This is a genomic window from Brevundimonas sp., assembly GCF_013912005.1.
Classification (GTDB): Bacteria; Pseudomonadota; Alphaproteobacteria; order Caulobacterales; family Caulobacteraceae; genus Brevundimonas.
Genome location: NZ_JACESB010000019.1, coordinates 1 through 19,131, shown reverse-complemented (window position 1 = coordinate 19,131; position 19,131 = coordinate 1). Strand labels below are relative to the sequence as shown.

The window sequence follows — 19,131 nt, the reverse complement described above, 5'->3', positions numbered from 1 at the left end:
GGGCGGGAGCGCCTATCTTCCCGGCATGATCGACGAGCTCTACAGCGCGCGCATTCTCGGCCTCGCGGCGAACATGCCGCGCGCCGGCCGGCTGGCCGCGCCCGAAGGCGTCGGCGAGCGGACGGCGAAGCTGTGCGGCTCCCGGGCCATCGTCGACGTGGCGCTGGACGCGGAGGGCCGGATCGCGGACTTCGCCCAGGACGTGAAGGCCTGCGCCCTCGGCCAGGCGGCGGCCGGGGTGCTGGGCGAGGCGGTGATCGGGGCCAGCCTCGACGAGATCGGCCAGGCCCGGGACGCCATGCTGGCCATGCTGAAGTCCGGCGGCGACGGTCCGGAAGGCCGCTTCGAGGGCCTGCGCGCCCTGAAGCAGGTGGCGGACTACCCCGCCCGCCACGCCTCGACCATGGTGGCCATCGAGGCGACGCTGGACGCGATGCGGCAGGCGCTGGGGCGCAAGGGGCCGGATACGCGAACTAGCCTCGCCGGTGCGGCCTGAGCGCCCGTTGCCCCTGCGCGTCTGCCGGGGGATAAGCGCGGCGACATGGCATCCGGCGGAACTCTCTACGAACGCGGCGTCCGGCTGGCCCATCGCGGCTACAAGCTGACGCTGTCGCCTCTGATCGGGCAGCAGTGCCGGTTCCGTCCGACCTGCTCCGACTACGGGCGGGACGCGCTGATCGAGCACGGACCGCTGCGGGGGGGATGGCTGACAGTCCGGCGCCTCTGTAAATGCCACCCCTTCAGCGGCCTGGACTGGACCTACGATCCGGTGCCGCCGCGCGAAAAGACAGACCGATGATCGAACTGAAATTCCCCGACGGCGCCGTCCGACAGTTTCCGCCCGAGGCCACCGGCCGGGACGTCGCCGCCTCCATCTCGCCGTCGCTGGCCAAGCGCGCGGCGCTGGTCGAGCTGAACGGCCGCCAGCGCGACCTCGACCGGCCGCTGGAGGAAGGCGGCGCCTTCCGCCTGATCATGCGCGACGACCCGGAGGCGCTGGAGACCATCCGCCACGACGCGGCCCACGTGCTGGCCCAGGCGGTGCAGGAGCTGTTCCCGGGCACCCAGGTGACCATCGGGCCGGCCATCGAGGACGGATTCTACTACGACTTCGCCCGGGAGGAGCCGTTCTCGACCGACGACTTCGCGGCCATCGAGAAGAAGATGGCGGAGATCGTGGACCGCGACGAGAAGCTGGTCCGCCAGGTCTGGGACCGCGACGAGGCCATCGCCCTGTTCGAGTCCAAGGGCGAGACCTTCAAGGCCGAGCTGATCCGCGACCTGCCGGCGGACGAGACCATCACCACCTATGCGACGGGCGACTGGGTCGACCTGTGCCGGGGACCGCACTTCCCGTCGACCAAGTTCGTCGGCAAGGCCTTCAAGCTGACCAAGCTGGCGGGCGCCTACTGGCGCGGCGATCACCGCAATCCGCAGCTGCAGCGCATCTACGCCACGGCCTGGGCCAGCCAGGCCGACCTCGACGCCTATCTGAAGCGGGTCGAGGAGGCGGAGAAGCGCGACCACCGCAAGCTGGGCCGGCAGATGGAGCTCTTCCACATGCAGGAAGAGGGCCGCGGCATGGTGTTCTGGCACCCCAAGGGCTGGGTGCTGTGGCAGGTGATCGAGGCCTACATGCGCCGCCGGCTGACGGCGGCGGGCTATGTCGAGGTGAAGACGCCCCAGGTGCTGGACCGCAAGTTCTGGGAGGCCTCGGGCCACTGGGACAAGTACCGGCCGAACATGTTCGTCTGCGAGACCGTCGAGGGCGAGACCCTGTCGCTCAAGCCGATGAACTGCCCGGGGCATGTGCAGATCTTCGACCAGGGCCAGCGGTCGTATCGCGAGCTGCCGCTGCGCATGGCCGAGTTCGGAGCCTGCCACCGCTATGAGCCGTCCGGCGCCCTGCACGGCCTGATGCGGGTGCGCGGCTTCACCCAGGACGACGCCCACATCTTCTGCCGCGAGGACCAGATCGTCGAGGAGACGGCGGCCTTCATCGAACTGGCCCGGTCGGTCCACTCGGACCTCGGCATGGAGACCGCCTACATCAGCCTGGGCACGCGGCCCGAGGTGCGCGCCGGCACCGACGCGTTCTGGGACAAGGCCGAGGCGCAGATGGCCGAGGCGGCGCGCGCCGCCGGCTCGGAGCCGGTGGTGACGCCGGGCGACGGGGCCTTCTACGCCCCGAAGCTGGACTTCATCGTCAAGGACGCCATCGGCCGCGAATGGACCTGCGGCACCATCCAGCTGGACTATGTCCTGCCCGAGCGGCTGGGCGCGGAGTACGTCGGCGAGGACGGGCAGAAGCACCGGCCCGTGATGCTGCACCGGGCCATCCTCGGCTCGTTCGAACGCTTCATCGGCATCATGATCGAGAACTACGCCGGGGCCTTCCCGCTGTGGCTGGCGCCTGTCCAGGCGGTGGTGGCGACCATCGTCTCGGACGCCGACGGCTATGCGGAGGAGGTGGCGGCGAGGTTCCGCAAGGCCGGGCTGCGGGTCGAGACCGACCTGCGCAACGAGAAGGTCGGCTACAAGGTGCGCGAGCACTCGGTGGCCAAGGTCCCGGTCATCGCCGTGGTCGGCAAGAAGGAGGCCGAGGAGGGCAAGGTCGCCCTGCGCCGGCTCGGCTCCCAGGCCCAGGAGGTCGTCTCGGTCGAGGAGGCCATCCGGGTCCTCACCGAAGAGGCGACGCCGCCCGACCTGCGGCGCTGATCCGGCGGAAACGAAAGAGCCCGCCCCGCGTCCGCGGGGCGGGCTTTCTCTTGCCCGTCGACGGCGGACGCCGCCTTACAGCAGGCGCTTGCGCATCACCTGGGACAGGGTGTCGATCAGGGTCACGGCGACCACGATGACGATCGCGATGGCGGCCACCTCGCGGTAGTTGAAGGCCTGGATGCTCTCGAACAGGCGCTGGCCGATGCCGCCGGCGCCGATCAGGCCCAGCACGGTGGCCGCCCGGCTGTTCGACTCGAAGCGGTAGAGGGCGAAGGAGGTCCACAGCGGGGCCACCTGCGGGATCACGCCCCAGACGATCTCGTGCAGCTTGGAGGCGCCGGTGGCGCGCACGCCCTCGACGGGGCCCTTGTCGATCGACTCGACCGCCTCGGAGAACAGCTTGGCCAGCACGCCGCCGGTGTTCATCGCCAGCGCCAGCACGCCGGCCAGCGGGCCGAGGCCGACGGCGACGATGAAGATGGTGGCCATGACCAGGTCGGGAATCGAGCGCAGCAGGTCCATGACCCGGCGGATCGGCCAGACCAGCCAGGCCGGGGCGATGTTGCGGGCCGCCATCAGGCCCAGCGGCACCGCCAGGAAGACCGCCAGGAAGGTGCCCCACAGGGCGATCTGGACGGTCAGCCACATCTGGCCCGCGAGGCTGCGGTTCGGGTCGGTGAACACCAGGGCCGCCGACTCCAGCCAGTTGCCGGCGTCGGGGAAGATCGCGCCCCATTCGGGCCGCAGCAGGTCGCGGCCGTAGAGCTGGATGTTCTGCGACTCGGTGAACAGCCGCGGCAGGTTGGCCATGTCGACCTTGCCGAAGCTGATGATCAGCACGAAGGCCAGGCCGCCCCACAGCAGGACGTCCATCAGCCAGGCCGACAGGGACTTCGCCGGCGGGGCGGGGACCGGCGTCGCGGGCGGCGCGGCGGCCGCGGCGGGGGCGTCGGTCAAGGCTGGACCTCGCGCTTGGCCCGCAGGCGCTGCAGCTCGCGCTCGGCCGCGGCGATGGCGGCCTGGTCGCCGCGCTGGCGGGCGTCGGCGAGCTGCTGGTCGGCGACCATCTCGCGCACGGGGTCGAGGTAGCCGTCGTCGGCGGCGCGGAACTCGGAGTAGTTCAGACCGGCCAGCACCTGGCGCTGGCGCTCGGCCTCCGCGCCGTCGCCCTTGCCGTAGGTCAGGAAGAAGCTGCGGATCTTCTCCTTCAGCGCCGGGTCCAGATCCTCGCGGATGACGATGCCCGACTCCGGGATCGGCGGCGACTGCCAGATCTCCTGGATCTGGGCGGCGACCTGCGGGTTCTGGCGGTTCAGGAAGACGGTGTTGACGGTGTTCGAGGTGGCGACGTCGACCACGCCGGTGGCCACCGCGAAGGCGTTGGCCTGGTGGTTGGCCGAGCGCACGGTCTTGAAGCACTGGGCCGGGACGATGCCGCGCGGATTGAACAGGAAGGTCATCGGCGCGAGCGTGCCCGAGGTCGACTGGGCGTCGCCGATGCCGAAGTCGTAGCGCTTGCCGCAGGCCAGCACGTCGTCGAGCGTGATGCCCGAACCGGTCCGGACGATGAGGGTCGAGCGGTAGCTGTCGCGGCCCTCGGGGTCGACGATGCGGGCGATGACCTCGCCCTCGGCGCGCTCGACCGCCTCGAGGGCCGGCTTGGCCGAGAACCAGGCCACCTGGGTCTGGTCGAAGCGCATGGCCTCGACCAGCACGTTGTAGTTGCCGGCGAAGAAGGGCTTCACCGGCACGCCGATGGCCTTCGACATGTCCTCGAGCAGCGGGGCCCACAGCGGGCCGGACGAGGCCTGGCCCTCGGCCGAGAGGATGGAGAAGGTGATCTCTTCCGGCGCGCCGGCGGCCTTCTTGTCGTCGCCGCCGGCGCCGCAGGCGGCGACGCCGAGGACGAGGGCGGCGGCGAGCGCCGCGCGGCGGGTCATGCGGGAGAAGCTCATGCCTTGGTTTCCCAGAAGGCGTCCTCGAATTCGGGACCGTAGATTTCGATCAGGCGGCGGGTGTCGAGGCCGGTCGAGGGGCCGTCGTAGACGACCTTCCCGGCCTGCAGGGCGATCACCCGCTCGCAATAGCGGATGGCGTAGTCGACCTGGTGCAGGGTGACGATGACGCCGAGGCCGTCGCGCTGGTTCAGCTCGACCAGCAGCTCCATCACCTTGCGGGCGGAGACGGGGTCCAGCGAGGCGACCGGCTCGTCGGCGAGGATGGCCCGGGCGCCCTGCACCAGGGCGCGGGCGATGGCGCCGCGCTGCTGCTGGCCGCCCGACAGGGTGTTGGCGCGCTGGGCCGCGTAGTCGGCCACGCCGACGCGGTGCAGCGCCTCCATGGCCCGGCGCTTGTCGGCGGCCGGCCACAGGCCAAGCACGCCCTGCCAGCCCGGAATGCGGCCGAGGGCCCCGAGCATGACGTTGGAGAACAGCGACAGCCGGCCGACCAGGTTGAACTGCTGGAAGATCATGCCGAGCTTCTGGCGCGCGGCGCGGACCCGGCCGGTGACGCGGCCGTCCTTCTGCACCACCTCGCCGAACACGGCGATGGTGCCCTTGCCCGGATCGATCGACTGCAGGCCGGTGATCGAGCGCAGCAGGGTCGACTTGCCGGAGCCGGAGGGCCCGATCAGGGCCACCATCTCGCCGGCGGCGACCTCGACGGACACGCCGTTCAGGGCCTTGCGGGCGCCGAATGTCTTGGACACGTCCCGGACGGACGCGACGGCGGCGGCGGTGGAGGTCATGGACACGCGGCGGGCGGTTGCACGGGGGCGCCGCATGGCCCGAACGGACCCACGAGGCAAGTCTTAATGGCACGTTCGCAGCGTTTTCGTCCAGCACGGCGGCTGTGCGACACACCGTCTAGCGGGCGGGCTGCTCCTCGACCGGCAGGCCCAGCGCCTCGAGTTGCGGCCGGACCACGGCGGCGTCGCCCACCACCACCCAGACGAACTGCGGCTCGCCGAAGACCCGGCGGGCCTCGGCGTCCATGGCCGCGGCGTCCAGAGCCTGGTAGCGCGGCCCCAGCGTCTCCCAGTAGTCGTCAGGCCGGTTGAACAGGGCGTTGCTGCGCAGGGCGTTGAGGACCGCCGCCGAGCTCTCGAAGCTGCCCGGCAGCTGCCCGACGTTGCCGTTCACGATCCGCTCCCGCTCGGCCGCGGTGACGCCGCGGTCGGACAGGAAGGCGCGATACTGCTCCATCAGCGCCTGGATCGACTCGCCGGTGCGGTTGGACTGGACCGGGGCGTAGATGTTGTAGCCGCTCCGGTGCTCCAGCGCGTTGACCTGGCCGAACAGGCCGTACGACCAGCCGCGGGTCTCGCGGATGTCCTGGTTGATCCGGGACAGGAAGCCGCTGCCGATCGCCTCGTTGGCGGCGTTGAGGGTGACCAGGTCGTCGCGGCCGGTGACCGGCAGCAACATGCCGCCGAGAATGATCGACTGGGGCGACTGCGGACGGTCGATCAGGACCACGCGCGAGCGGGCGGCCGGAACCGGGGCGTCGAAGGACTTCACCCCCCGGGGCGCGGCGGGCGCCGCCCAGCTCCCCAGCCGGGCCTCCAGCAGCGGCGTCAGATCCGCGAGCGGGCGGTCGGAGACCACGAAGAGCCGGGCGTTGTCGGGCCGGATCCAGGTGCGGTGGAAGGCCAGCAGGTCCTCGCGGTCGAGGCCGGCCACCGCCGCCGCGACGCCCGCGCCGAGACCGCTGCGGCCGTAGGGATGCGCCTCGCCGTACAGCAGCGTCGGCAGGGCCCGGGTGGCCATGCCGGCCGGGGCGGCGAGCTCCTGGGCGATCGCGGCGAGCTGCTGGGCCCGGCGGCGCTCGAGGTCGGCCTCGCGGAAGGCGGGATTGCGCAGCACGTCGACCAGAAGGTCGAGCGACGGCTCCAGGTTGGCGCTGACGGTGGTCAGGCCGACCGTGGTCCGGTCGGTGGAGGCGAAGGCGCTGATGGAGGCGCCGAGGCGCTCCTGCTGTTCGGCGATCTCGACGGCGGTCCGGCTCTCCGTGCCCTCGGTGAGCAGGTTGAGCATCAGGCGTTGCGTGCCCGGCGCGTCCGCCGGGTCAGCGGCGACGCCGGCGTCGAACTCCACCGCGATGCGCGTCGTGGGGACGGTGGTCGAGCGGGCGTAGATCACCTCCACGCCGTTCGACAGGCGGGCCCGCTCGACGGCCGGGAAGTCGAGGGCCTTCATCGGCCCCACCTCGGGCATCGGCTCCCGCGGCGTGATCTCGAGCGGCTCGGGCGGAGTCGGTTCCGGCCGCACCGCCGCGGCCTCCGCATACGGCTCCCGCTCGCCGGGCTCGACCCGGATGGCCAGCACGGGGCGGCTCAGCCAGCGGTCCATGGCCGACCGGACGCTGTCCGGGGTGACGGCGGCGTAGGCGGCCAGCTGGCGGCGGTAGAAGCCGGGGTCGTCGGCGTAGAGTTCGCCCTCGGCCAGCACCACCGCCTTGCCGCCGAAGCCGCCGGTCGGCTCCAGCGCCTGGATCCGTTGCGACATGCGGGTGGCGACGACCCGGGCGACCTCGTCGGCGGAGGGGCCTTCGGCCACGAAACCGGCCATCAGCTCGTCCAGCCGGGCCGAGACGGCGTCGGCGTCCTCTCCCGGCTTCACATCGACCGAGACGGTGAACAGGCCGAGCCGGTGGAAGGGCTGGTAGCCGGCGGTGACGGCGGTGGCGGTCTGGTCGCCGCGGACCAGCGCATTGTCGAGCCGGGAGCTGGCGAGGCCGCCGAACACCGTGGCGGCGACGTCCAGATCGGCCGCCGAGGCGTCGAGGAGGCCCGGCACGGCCCAGTTCCGGTAAAGGCGGACGTTCGGCACCCGGTCGTGCATCACGCGGTCGACGCGGGCCGGGAGGGTCGGGATGTCGGCCTCGGCGGGGCGGTTCTCCGCCCCCCGGGGGATGTGTCCGAAGTAGCGCTCGACCAGGGTCCGCGCCGTGGCGGCGTCGACGTCGCCGGCCAGCACGAGCACGGCGTTGTTGGGGCCGTAGTTGTCGCGGTGCCACCGGCGCAGGTCTTCGAGGCTGGCGGCGTCGAGGTCGGCCATCGAGCCGATGGTCGAGTGGCGGTACGGATGCCCCTCGGGGAAGAGCCCCTCCAGCCGCGCGTACTGGACCAGGCCGTAGGGCTGGTTGTCGCCCTGGCGCTTCTCGTTCTGGACCACGCCCCGCTGGTTATCGAGCCGCTCCTGGTTCAGGGCGCCCAGCAGGTGCCCCATGCGGTCGCTCTCCATATAGAGCGCCCGCTCCAGCGCCGCCGTCGGCACGGTCTGGAAGAAGTTGGTGCGGTCGAACCAGGTGGTGCCGTTCCAGTCGGTCGCGCCCATGGCGCGCAGGGGCTCCATCAGACCGCCGGGGAGGTTCTCGGTCGGATTGAACAGGCCGATGTGCTCGAACAGGTGGGCGAAGCCGGTCCGGCCTTCCGGCTCGTCCTTGGAGCCGACGTTGTACCAGGCCTGCACGGCGACCACCGGCGCCTTGCGGTCGGTGTGCACCACCACGCGCAGGCCGTTGTCGAGGGTGAACTCCTCGAAGGGGATGTCGACGCTGCGGGCCAGTTCCGACGCCGGGACCTGGGCCGCGACAGGGGCGGCTCCGGCGGCGAGGGCGAGGGCGGCGAAGGCGGCGGCGAAGGCGTTGCGGCGCATGATGACTCCCCCGGGCGACTGCGGCGGGAACGATACGCCTCGACGAACCCCGTTCAAGTTACGGCTGCGTCACGAAAAAACCGCTTTACATGACGGCGCGGTTTCCCCATATCGCGCGCTCCGGCGGACCCCGTAGGTCTGTATCGCTGCGCCGCTAACGCCGGTCTGGGTTAACAACAATCAGGGGGTTACGTGAATTGCGCACGTACCAGCTTCCCCTGGACCTGGTCCGTGAGCGGTCCCCCGAGCGTCCCGTCGCCCTTGTGCGGCCGCGTTCGGTTTCCGTAGCGGCGCGCTGGTTCCAGGATAATCTGAAAGCCGACGTCTTCTATGCGGTGAAGGCGAACCCCTCGCGCTGGGTCATCGAGACCCTGGTCGAGGCGGGCGTCACCGCCTTCGACGTGGCCTCGCTCTCCGAGATCGAGCTGGTGCGTTCGGTCAGCGCCGACGCGCGCCTGGCCTTCATGCACCCGGTGAAGAGCCGCGGCGCGATCACGAAGGCCTATTTCGACCACGGCGTCCGCACCTTCTCGCTCGACAGCCACGACGAGCTGGCCAAGATCCTCGACGCCACCGGCGGCGCGCCCGACCTGAACCTGGTCGTGCGCATGGGCGTGTCGGCGGACGGCGCGGCCTATTCGCTGTCGGGCAAGTTCGGGGTCTCGCCGGACCAGGCCCCCGCCCTGCTGCTGGCCACCCGCCAGGCGGTCAAGGACGGGCTGATGGGCGTGTCCTTCCACGTCGGCTCGCAGTGCATGCGGCCGTCGGCCTACGAGGCGGCCATGGCCCAGGTCGGCCGCGCCATCGCGCGCGCCGGGGTGATCGTCGACATCGTCGACGTCGGCGGCGGCTTCCCCTCGGTCTATCCGGGCATGGTCCCGCCGGACCTGCAGGAGTACGCCGACGCCATCCACCGCGGCTTCGCCGAGATGCCGGTCACCCACACCACCGAGCTGTGGTGCGAGCCCGGCCGCGCGCTGGTCGCCGAGTCCTCGTCGGTGCTGTGCCGGGTCGACCTGCGCAAGGGCGACGCCCTGTACCTGAACGACGGCTCGTACGGCTCGCTGTTCGACGCCACGCACTCGCGCTGGCCTTTCCCGACCAAGCTGGTCCGGGACGGCGAGCGTTCGGGCGACCTGAAGCCGTTCCGCTTCTACGGTCCGACCTGCGACTCGATCGACCACATGCCGGGTCCGTTCTGGCTGCCGGCCGACGTGCAGGAAGGCGACTTCATCGAGATCGGCATGCTGGGCGCCTATGGCGTCGCCATGACGACGGGCTTCAACGGCTACGGCGAGCACGACATCGCCGCGGTCGAGGACGCCCCGATGGCCTCGCTCTACGGCCTGGCCCCGCGCTCGATCCCCACGGTCCGCACCTCGGCCGAGGAGCAGGCCCGCAAGGTCGTCCGGCTGTCGCGCCCCAAGGGCAAGGCCGGCCAGAAGCGCCGTCGCCGCTAGGTCGCCGCTTTCGGCTGATATCCCACAACAGCGGCCCGTCGCTCCGTCCGGGCCGCTGCTTCTCCTGACGACGGGCGCTCACCTGTAAGGGAAACCAAACCGATGAACGCTCCCGTTCAGTCCAACATGAAGGCCGAACTGCTCTCGAACGTCGTCGAGCACGTCGACATCACCTCCTACGACGCCCGCCCGATCATCGATTCGATGCGCAAGATGTCGTTCTCGTCGCGGGACACCGCCCGCGCGGCCGACATCTTCAACATGGCGATCGAGGACAAGGACTGCTCGCCGTGGCTGATCCTCGCCGGATCCACCTCGGCCGGCGGCTGCATGCACGTGTACCGCGACATGGTGAAGTTCGGCATGATCGACGCCATCGTCGCCACCGGCGCCTCGATCGTCGACATGGACTTCTTCGAGGCCCTCGGCTTCAAGCACTACCAGGCCGCGGGCCCGGTCGACGACAACGTCCTGCGCGACAACTACATCGACCGGATCTACGACACCTACATCGACGAGGAAGAGCTCCAGGCCTGCGACCACACCATCCTGGAGATCGCCAACCGTCTGGAGCCGCGCGGCTATTCCTCGCGCGAGTTCATCCGGGAGATGGGCAAGTGGCTGTCGGAAGGGAACGCGAAGAAGGAAGGCAGCCTGATCCAGACCGCCTATGAGATGGACGTGCCGATCTTCTGCCCGGCCTTCGTCGACAGCTCGGCCGGCTTCGGCCTGGTCAAGCACCAGAAGGAGCGGGCCGCGGCCGGCCAGCCCTACATGATGCTGGACGCCATCGCCGACTTCCGCGAACTGACCGACATCAAGATCGCGGCGGGCACCACCGGCCTGTTCATGGTCGGCGGCGGCGTGCCGAAGAACTTCGCCCAGGACACCGTCGTCTGCGCCGAGATCCTCGGCGTCGAGGCCGACATGCACAAGTACGCGGTGCAGATCACCGTGGCCGACGTGCGCGACGGCGCCTGCTCGTCGTCGACGCTCAAGGAGGCCGCCTCCTGGGGCAAGGTCTCGACCACCTACGAGCAGATGGTCTTCGCCGAGGCCACCACGGTGGTGCCGCTGATCGGCTCGGACGCCTACCACCGCGGGGCGTGGAAGAACCGCGAGCCGCGGCGCTGGCAGAAGCTGTTCGAAAAGCAGGCCTGATCGGGGGGGCCGGGAGATCGTCTCCCGGCCCCTTCTTCTTGCGGCGACGCCGGGGAACCGCGCGCCGCGACGGCCGCTTCCCTCCGTGAAGGAGAACCGCCGTCATGAGCCAGCAACCGCCCCAGACCGAGGACGCCCGCGAGGCCGGGGAGGTCGGCGAGAAGCCCGACCTCGGCCGCACCCCCGACGCCCTGACCGACGCCCTGTCCGGCAGCGACCAGGGCTCCGACACCGTCGCCGGGTCGCTGCGCGGCGGCTCGGCCTCCGGCTCCGAGGACGATCCGGACCAGGACGCGATCAACGAGAGCCTCGCCACGGAAGGCATGGCCGGGACGGAGTTCCAGGGAGCGGCCGGGGATCCCGTCGAGGGCAAGACCACGGTCAACGACACCGCCGAGCGCCAAGCGGGCGACGACGTGGACGCCGCGACCGGCTGATCGCCGCACCGCCTTGCCGCCGGCGCGGGCTTGCGTCACGGTGAGGCCAACAAAGACAGTCTCTTCGAGGACGAGTACGGGATGAAGCGCTTGTTCGCGGCCGCCGCTGTGTCGGCGGCCATGGTCATGACGGGATGCGACCGGCCCGCGGAGGAGCCGGCCGCTCCGGCCGCCGCCGACGCCGCCACGGAGACCGCCGCCACGCCCCCGCCGGCTGACCCCGGCCGGGCCGCGCCGGCCGCCGGGGCCGAGGTCGCCGCCGGGCCCGCCCTGCCCGCCGCCCCCGGCGCGCCGGCCTTCGCCGTCGTCTATCCGGGCGGCGTGGCCAAGTCGGGCGCGGTGTCCGGACAGAGCCCGGCGGGGCCCGGCGGCATGCTGGAGTTCACCACCGAGGCCACGCCGGACGAGGTGGTCGCCTTCTACCGTCAGCGGGCGGAGGCGGCCGGGCTGAAGTCGATCACCAGCCTCAACCGCGACGGCGCGCGCGGCTACGCCGCCGGCGACGGGGCGGACGGTCGCGGCCAGATGCTCAATGTGGTCGCCACGCCGGTCGAGGACGGGCCGACCGACGTCGTCCTGTCGTGGTCCAGCGGACGGTGATCCCGCGGGCGGCCGTCGCGGCCGCCCTCCTCCTCGCCGGCTGTGCGACGCCCGGGCCGCGCCCCGACGCGGCCGCGCCGGCGGGCTACCTCTCTCCCGGGGACATCGACCGCCTCGGGCGGATGCTCGCGCGGGCTCCGGCCGCCGGCGAGGCGGAGGCGGAGGCCCTGTCCCTGTTCGGCGCCGTCCCTCCCGGAACGGATCGCTGGTGGCTGGCCACCGCCCACGCCGAGCTGCGCCCGCCGTGGGCCGCCCAGCATTTCGATTGCGCCCTCGGGACGCGGCTGGCGGAGCGGCCGCGGCCGGCGCTGACCCGGCTGATGGCCCGGCTGGCGGCCGATGCGGCGGCGGCCGCGCGGGCCGGCGGCGGCGGCGATCCGGGACCGCCGCGGCCGTTCGCCCGCGTCGCGGGACTGGAGCCGTGCGAGCGGGTTCCGGCCGGCGTGCGGAACGGGCCTTCGCGCCCGGCCGTCGGCGCGATCGTCGCCGGGGCCTACGGGGAGTTGTTCGCCGCCCTCGCCCCCGACGCCGGCGCCGCAGCGCGGCGGACGGCGCGGGAGATCGGCTGGAGCCGCGCCGTCTGCCGGATGAACTGGCCGGCGGACGTCGAGGACGGCCTCGCGGCGGGGGCGGCCGTCTACGCGGCCGCGGCGGCCCGGCCGGCCTTCACCCCGGACCTGGAGGCGGCGCGCGGCGAGCTGGCGGCGGCGCGGGCGGAGGGGCTGTCCAGCCCCGCCTGCGCCGCGGAGCGCCGCGCCCTGCGCCAGTGGCGCGCTCCGCCGGCGCCGGGCGGTCAGGCCGGGCGGGGGGCGACCAGCGAGCCGTAGAGGTCGGTGCGGCGGTCGCGGAAGAAGCCCCAAGCGGCCCGGTGGCGGTCGATGTAGTCGAGGTCGAAGCTGTGCACGAGCACGCCCTCCTCCTCGCGGCCGAGACTCTCGACCAGGTCGCCGCGGTGGTCGGCGATGAAGGACGAGCCGTAGAAGACCTGCCCGACCTCGGTCGCGTGCTCGTGGCCGATGCGGTTGGCGCCGACGACCGGCACGACGTTGGACACCGCATGCCCCTGCATGGCGCGCCGCCAGGGATCGGCGGTGTCCAGCTCCTTGTCGTGCGGCTCGGAGCCGATGGCGGTCGGGTAGAACAGCACCTCGGCGCCCTGCAGCATCATGGCGCGGGCGGTCTCGGGGTACCACTGGTCCCAGCAGATGCCGACGCCGACGCGGCCGTGGCGGGTGTTCCACACCTTGAAGCCGGTGTCGCCGGGCCGGAAGTAGTACTTCTCCTGATAGCCGGGGCCATCCGGGATGTGGCTCTTGCGGTAGACGCCCATGGCCGAGCCGTCGGCGTCCAGCATGACCATCGAGTTGAAGTAATGCGGCCCCTCGCGCTCGAAGATCGACACCGGGATGGCGACGCCGAGCTCGGCCGCGATCGGCTGCAGGGCGGTGACGCACGGATGCTCGCGCCACGGCCAGGCGTGGCCGAACCACTTCTCTTCCTGGGAGACGCAGAAGTACGGCCCCTGGAACAGCTCGGACGGCAGGATCACCTGCGCGCCACGGCCGGCGGCCTCGCGGATGAGCGAGATGGTCTTGTCGATGTTCGCGCCCATGTCCTCGCCGTACGAGGTCTGGAGCGCGGCGACGGAGATTGTTCGGGGCATCGCGACTGGGTCCGGGTGAAAAGTGCTAGTGAGCAAGGGGTGAGCATCAGCGACGTTCTTCAAGTGTTCGCAGCAGGCCAGTGGTCATGCGGCCAAGCTCGAACAGATCCTCGGAGAGGCTCCGGAAGACAGGCTCCTCGATGTAGTCGAGGCGGCGGGCCACTGCGAGGAGGGTTTCGAGCTCCGCAAGCGAACCCCGCGCGACGCCGACAAAATGCATGAATTCGCCCGCCGTTCGCCGGCCGGCGCCCTCTGCGATGTTGGCCGGGACCGAAACTGCTGCGCGGCGAACCTGGCTGATCAGGCCGAACTGCTCGTGTTTCGGCCAATCCGCCGTGACCCGGTACAGCGTCTCCGTCAGGTCCAGGGAGATCTGCCAGACCTTGAGATCGCGATGGCTCCGAGGCGCGTCAGTGCTCACCTCTTGCTCACTAGCACTTTTCACTCCCCCGCTCACTCCGGCTCCTGCTGGGAGATGCAGTGGAAAGAGCCGCCGCCGGAGAGGATGGCGAGCGACGGCAGGGGGATGATCTCGCGGTCGGGGAAGACGGTGGCGAGGCCTTCGCAAACGAGGCGGGCGGCGGCTTCGTCGCCGTAGGTGGGGACGATGACGGCGCCGTTGGCGATCAGGAAGTTCATGTGGCTGGCCGGGATCGGCCGCTCGTCCGCGTCCCCGACGAAGCCGGGCGACGGAAGCGGCAGGCGGCGGATCGGCCGGCCTTCGGCGTCGGTCATCTCCGAGAGGGCGCGGGCGACCTCGGCGTAGACGTCGTCGTTCGGATCGCCGCGGCCCCAGGCGACGGGACAGGCGACGACGCCGGGGGCGACGAAGCGGGCGAGGTTGTCGACGTGGCCGTCGGTGTGGTCGTTCAGCAGGCCGTCGCCGAGCCACAGCACCTTGCGGGCGCCCAGCGCCTCCGCCAGCGCCGCCTCGGCCGCGGCCTCGGTCCAGCCGGCGTTCCGGTTGGGGTTCAGCAGGCACTGGCGGGTGGTCAGGATCGTGCCCGCCCCGTCGTGATCCAGGGCGCCGCCCTCGAGGATGAAGTCGTGGCGGTCCAGCGGCGTCGCGGCGGCCGCGCCGATCTGCGCCGCCACCGTGTCGTCGTGCTCCAGCTCGTACTTGCCGCCCCAGCCGTTGAAGCGGAAGGCGGCCGCGCGCGCCGAGCCGGCCCCGAAGATCGGGCCGGTGTCGCGCAGCCAGATGTCGCCGAAGCGGCCGTCGACGATCTCGACGCCCGCCACGCCGGCGAAGCGGGCGCGGGCGTCCTCGAGGGCCTCGGCCTTGCCGACCAGCAGCCGGACGCGCTCGCGGCCGGGACCGGCCAGGGCGCGGACCAGGGCCTCCACCTCGGCCCGGGCGGGGGCGAGATTGTCCTCCCACAGCTCGGCGTGGCTCGGCCAGCCGACCCACATGGCGCGGTGGGGCGCCCATTCGGCGGGGACGGGACGGGTCATCGGCGGGAATCCTCGGACGGCGGCGGAGCCGCGCCAGATAGGCATCTCGCGCCAGGAGTTCAACGCGTCAGTCCGGCCCGGGCAAGAAGAAGGGGCGGCCCGTCGCCGGACCGCCCCCCTCCGTTACTGGCGTTGTGGCCGGTTCTAGAAGTCGAACCGCGCGCCCAGCTTGATCTGCCAGGTCGAGGCAGGAAGCTGGCTGCTCGGCCGGCGGGCCTCGCCGGCGAGCGAGGCGTCCGGCTGGCCGCCTAGGGCGAGGTTCGGGGTCTGCAACTGCGAGTAGTTGAAGACCGCGTTCGGAGCCGCGCAGGAGGCCGCCGCGCCACCGGGGGTCTGGCAGGCCAGGACGACCGTGCCGACGCCGCGGTAGAACGGATACTGCTCAACCGCGCCCCAGCGATCGTTGATCAGGTTCCCGAAGTTCTCGATGTCCATGTACAGCTTGATCTTGCCGGTCGGGACGTACGGAACCGAGATTTCCTGGGACAGACGGATGTCCGCAGTGGTCACGGCCGCGGAGCGGAACGCGTTCCGCGGAGCGACCGAGCCGGCGTACTTGATGAGGCCGGTGTTCTGCAGGAAGGCGTTGAAGTCCGCCATGTTGATGCCGGTGTAGGTGATCCGCGGGTCGCTGGTCGCGGTGACTAGGCCCGTGGTCGGGTCGACCTGCGGCACGTAGAACAGCTGGTTCGAGGTGCCGAGCGCGCCCGAGTAGGACTGCGGCACGGCGTTGCCGAAGTCGTTGTCGAAGCTGCCCGAACGGCTGTTGTGATACACGAAGGAGTAGGGCAGGCCCGAGCGCCGCTGGATGAACAGGTTCACCGAGGTCTCGTTGTCGCCGAACAGTTCGCGGGCCCAGTGGGCGTTGACCGAGAACCGGTGACGGATCTCGTAGTCCGAGGTCGCCAGCACCGGGTTGTTGTGGTCGGTGGAGGCGAAGCGGACGTAGGACGAGTCCGGCTGCGAGCTGGTCAGCGGGTTGCCGTCTTCAGCTTCCGTGTAGGTGTAGGTCGCCCGCACATCCAGACCGCGGAACACGCCGTCGTCCCAGTTCTTCTGGGCCGTGAAGGCCGTCGAGAACGAGGAGCCGCCCTCTTCCAGGTTGGTCAGCAGCAGGTCGAACACGACCGGGCCCGCGGGGTGCGAGTACACCGGGCGGCCGTCCGGAGCCGTGCCGATCTGGTTGGCCAGCAGGTCGGTGTAGTAGAGGGCGTTCTCGAAGTCGTTGTAGAGGACGTCGGCCTGCAGGCGGAAGTCTTCGATGAACGGCAGGGTGAAGTCACGCGCGACGGTCAGGTTGTACTTCCACGCGCTCGGGATCTCGAAGTCGGGATCCAGGGCCACGACGCTGCCGTTGCCCGGCGTGAAGGTGCAGTTGGCGCCGGCCGGGACGACCGACAGGTCGGTGATCCCCGTCAGCGGGCCGGTGCAGACCGCGTTGGTGATGCGGGCGCCGTCGTTGCCGAAGGGGTTGCCGATCTGGACGTTGGTGCCGATCGCCGAGAAGCGGCCGATGCCGCCCGAGACGGTCCACTCGCCCGGGGTCCAGTTGAAGCCGAAGCGCGGCATGAACAGGTCGCGGCCGTCGAGGTTCGACGTGTTGTCGAAGCCGTTGCGGGCGGCGAAGGACGCGTTCCGGGTCGGACGGTCGTCCATCGCGAACCAGTCGTAGCGCAGGCCGTAGGAGACCCGCAGATCGTCCGACAGCTGCCAGGTGTCTTCCGCATAGAGCGAGTTCAGATCGTAGCCGAAGAGCACGGCGCCCTCGCGGGCGGTGCCGAACTGCGCCGGCACCGTGCCGCCGGTCGGGTCAACGGCGCCGCGGATGATCAGGCCCGAAGCGATGCCCGCCTGGAAGTTGGCGAAGCTGGAGAAGGTCCAGGTGCCGAGCGACTGGGCGACGAAGACGTTGGTGAAGTCGCGCTTCTCCGTCCGCAGGCCGAACAGGAAGTCGTGGGCGCCCCAGTTGTAGCGGCCGATCAGCTCGGCGTTGGTGTTCTCGCTGTAGAGGTAGTTGTCGTGGCGGAAGTTGTCCGCGCCGAACTGGATCTGCGGCGTGCCGGAGCCGGCTTCGACGCCCGGCAGGTCAGCCACGTTCACCGTCACCTGACCGACCGACAGGCCGCCGACCGGCAGCTGGGTGGTCTCGGTTTCCTTGTAGCCGACGCGCAGTTCGGTCGAGAAGGCGTCCGTCCACTGCGAGTTGAGCTGGGCGTTCCAGGTCGTGAGGCGCTCGTCCTTCAGGTACTGGCTGGACTCCAGGGCCAGGCGCGGCTGGCTGGTCGAGCCGCCGTTGATGAAGGCCGAGGAGGTCGAGCCGTTGAAGGAGTTGCCGATCGTCTCCTGGTAGGTGACGGCCAGGCGGTGGTTGTCGTTGATGTTCCAGTCGACCTTGGCGAGCATCTTCTCGTCTTCGACCGGCGGCGCGACGTCGACGTAGGAGCCGGTGTCATAGCCGTAGCGCGCCTGGGCGGCGGCCCGGAAGTTCTCCACCGCGGTGGTGGTGATGCGCGGGATCGGGTTGCTGAAGCCGGCGTCCGCCGGACCTTCGTTCAGCGAGAACTCCGACTCGTACTTCTCGTACGACAGGAAGAAGAACAGGGTGTCTTCAATGATCGGGCCGCCGAGGGTCGCGCCCCAGGTCTTCTCATCGAACACGCGGTTGTACGGCAGCACGCGGCGGTGGCCGTAGCCGAGGTTGCGGTTGCCGGCCGGTCCGGTCGTCTGGTCGTAGCCGTAGTACCGGTCGCCGAGCAGGCTGTCGTCGCTCTTCTCGTAGAAGGCCGAACCGAAGAAGGTGTTGCCGCCCGACTTGGTGACCGCGTTGATCGAGCCGCCGATGAAGCCGTTGTTGATGACGCTGAACGGCGCCGCGGAGACGTTCACCGCCTCCACCGCGTCCAGCGAGATCGGCGAGCGCTGCGTCGGGTAGCCGTTGCCGTTCAGGCCGAACTCGTCGTTCTGGCGGATGCCGTCGACGGTCAGCTGGTTCAGGCGGGTGTTGGTGCCCGCGAAGGACAGGGCGTCCTCGTTCGACGGGTCGATGGTGGCGAACGGATCGAGACGGGCGACGTCCTTCAGGTCGCGGCTGATCGAGGGCAGCGACTGGATGGTGTCGGCGCCGTAGTTGGAGGCCGAGCCCGCGCCGAAGTCGTTCGAGAAGCGGCGGCTGGCGACGACGACCACGTCGTCGATGCTGACCGCCTCGTCGCCGTAGACGACCACGTCGCCGTTGGCCGGGTCGCCGACGCCGATCCCGGCGAGCTGGCGCACGCCGCCGCCGGCCGGTCCGGCCACGGTGACGGTGTAGGGGCCGCCGACCCGCAGACCGCGGGCGCTGTAGAAGCCGTTCGCGTCGGTGACGGTGGTGACGCTGGTGCCGGTGGGCTCGTGGACGATGGTGACGCTCGCGGCGACGGCGGCGGAGCCGTCGGCGTTCGTGACCTGGCCGCGGATGGCGCCGGTGGTTTCCTGGGCGTAGACGGCGCTCGCCGCCAGCATGGAGGTGGCCAGGGCCGTCGTCGTCCAGAACGCGCGTTTGCGGTTCGTCATTGTCATCTATCCCCGATGAAGAAGGGCGCGCGCGCCCAGCGACCGGCCTTCGCCGGCTGAAATCCCGCTCCCTCTACGGCTCCCGTCGGAAAGGGGGACGACAGTCGTGTGACAGTGATATGACAGGCCGACCGGGTGGCGTCGGAGACACACTGCCGCCGGCGGCCCTGGCGCGGCCTGTCGCCGCCGCCGGGGGCACCCCCCTCCCGCTTCGCCCGAGGCCCGGCGCAAAGCAAAACCGCCGGCCCCTTGCGGGACCGGCGGCTCTGTAGGTCCGGCCTGTCGGTCCCGGCCGGAGCCGGGACCGCATCGCCTTCCGGCTTAGCGGAAGTTGATGTTGATGGTGGCGCGGCGGTTGAGCGGCTCGCGCACGCCGTCGGCGGTCGGGCGGGCCAGCTGGGTCTCGCCCTTGCCGTCCAGCG

The 19,131-nt window shown here is 71.0% G+C and carries 17 protein-coding genes; 8 read left to right on the top strand and 9 right to left on the bottom strand.

Features of this window, described 5'->3' with window-relative positions:
- The first annotated feature begins 25 nt into the window (after positions 1–25).
- Genes H2038_RS11685 through thrS form a run of 3 tightly spaced genes read left to right on the top strand, consistent with a single transcriptional unit; the run spans position 26 to position 2,718 of the window.
- Positions 26–496 carry an iron-sulfur cluster assembly scaffold protein gene (locus tag H2038_RS11685; RefSeq protein ID WP_292113281.1) on the top strand — a complete coding sequence of 157 codons (471 nt, stop codon included), beginning with the start codon at positions 26–28 and terminating at the stop codon, positions 494–496.
- 45 nt (positions 497–541) lie between these two features.
- On the top strand, positions 542–799 hold the full coding sequence (yidD, locus tag H2038_RS11680; RefSeq protein WP_292113279.1) for a membrane protein insertion efficiency factor YidD: 258 nt from the start codon (positions 542–544) through the stop codon (positions 797–799).
- A complete protein-coding gene (gene thrS / locus H2038_RS11675; protein WP_292113276.1) occupies positions 796–2,718 on the top strand; it encodes a threonine--tRNA ligase in 1,923 nt (640 codons plus the stop codon). Before yidD ends, thrS begins: the two co-directional genes overlap by 4 nt.
- 75 nt (positions 2,719–2,793) lie before the next feature.
- Here the strand turns inward: thrS and phnE are convergent, their stop codons facing one another.
- From phnE to H2038_RS11655, 4 genes are all read right to left on the bottom strand, one after another.
- Positions 2,794–3,594 carry a phosphonate ABC transporter, permease protein PhnE gene (gene phnE, locus H2038_RS11670; RefSeq protein ID WP_292113368.1) on the bottom strand — a complete coding sequence of 267 codons (801 nt, stop codon included), beginning with the start codon at positions 3,592–3,594 and terminating at the stop codon, positions 2,794–2,796.
- Between the two features lie 80 nt (positions 3,595–3,674).
- Positions 3,675–4,676, bottom strand: coding sequence for a phosphate/phosphite/phosphonate ABC transporter substrate-binding protein (gene phnD, locus H2038_RS11665; RefSeq protein ID WP_292113273.1), 1,002 nt, complete (start codon positions 4,674–4,676; stop codon positions 3,675–3,677).
- On the bottom strand, positions 4,673–5,470 hold the full coding sequence (gene phnC, locus H2038_RS11660; protein ID WP_292113270.1) for a phosphonate ABC transporter ATP-binding protein: 798 nt from the start codon (positions 5,468–5,470) through the stop codon (positions 4,673–4,675). Before phnC ends, phnD begins: the two co-directional genes overlap by 4 nt.
- Positions 5,471–5,588: 118 nt before the next feature.
- Complete coding sequence (locus H2038_RS11655; protein ID WP_292113267.1) at positions 5,589–8,381, bottom strand: pitrilysin family protein; 2,793 nt, start codon at positions 8,379–8,381, stop codon at positions 5,589–5,591.
- 197 nt (positions 8,382–8,578) lie between these two features.
- Between H2038_RS11655 and H2038_RS11650 the strand changes: the two genes are divergently transcribed.
- From H2038_RS11650 to H2038_RS11630, 5 genes are all read left to right on the top strand, one after another.
- The gene (locus H2038_RS11650) at positions 8,579–9,841 is read left to right on the top strand and encodes a type III PLP-dependent enzyme (RefSeq protein WP_292113263.1); all 1,263 of its coding nucleotides are present in this window, start codon (positions 8,579–8,581) and stop codon (positions 9,839–9,841) included.
- Between the two features lie 102 nt (positions 9,842–9,943).
- Complete coding sequence (locus tag H2038_RS11645; RefSeq protein WP_292113259.1) at positions 9,944–11,002, top strand: deoxyhypusine synthase; 1,059 nt, start codon at positions 9,944–9,946, stop codon at positions 11,000–11,002.
- A 104-nt stretch (positions 11,003–11,106) separates the two neighbouring features.
- Entirely contained in the window at positions 11,107–11,439 is a 333-nt protein-coding gene (locus H2038_RS11640; protein ID WP_292113257.1) for a ribonuclease, read from the top strand.
- Positions 11,440–11,520: 81 nt separating this feature from the next.
- On the top strand, positions 11,521–12,039 hold the full coding sequence (locus tag H2038_RS11635; protein ID WP_292113254.1) for a hypothetical protein: 519 nt from the start codon (positions 11,521–11,523) through the stop codon (positions 12,037–12,039).
- Positions 12,021–12,866 (top strand): PA-phosphatase, encoded by an 846-nt coding sequence (locus tag H2038_RS11630; protein ID WP_292113251.1) that lies wholly within the window; start codon positions 12,021–12,023, stop codon positions 12,864–12,866. Before H2038_RS11635 ends, H2038_RS11630 begins: the two co-directional genes overlap by 19 nt.
- Here the strand turns inward: H2038_RS11630 and aguB are convergent.
- The 5 genes from aguB to H2038_RS11605 all read right to left on the bottom strand — a co-directional run.
- Positions 12,833–13,702: an N-carbamoylputrescine amidase gene (gene aguB, locus H2038_RS11625; protein WP_292113248.1), complete on the bottom strand. Its 870-nt coding sequence runs from the start codon at positions 13,700–13,702 to the stop codon at positions 12,833–12,835. The two genes, H2038_RS11630 and aguB, sit on opposite strands and share 34 nt — an antisense overlap.
- 46 nt (positions 13,703–13,748) lie before the next feature.
- Entirely contained in the window at positions 13,749–14,123 is a 375-nt protein-coding gene (locus tag H2038_RS11620) for a four helix bundle protein (RefSeq protein ID WP_292113244.1), read from the bottom strand.
- Positions 14,124–14,155: 32 nt separating this feature from the next.
- Positions 14,156–15,157 (bottom strand): agmatine deiminase family protein, encoded by a 1,002-nt coding sequence (locus H2038_RS11615; protein WP_292113242.1) that lies wholly within the window; start codon positions 15,155–15,157, stop codon positions 14,156–14,158.
- A 144-nt stretch (positions 15,158–15,301) separates the two neighbouring features.
- On the bottom strand, positions 15,302–18,709 hold the full coding sequence (locus tag H2038_RS11610; RefSeq protein WP_292113239.1) for a TonB-dependent receptor: 3,408 nt from the start codon (positions 18,707–18,709) through the stop codon (positions 15,302–15,304).
- Positions 18,710–19,030: 321 nt separating this feature from the next.
- A partial coding sequence (locus tag H2038_RS11605; protein WP_366926500.1) for a hypothetical protein occupies positions 19,031–19,131 on the bottom strand: 101 nt, incomplete at its 5' end.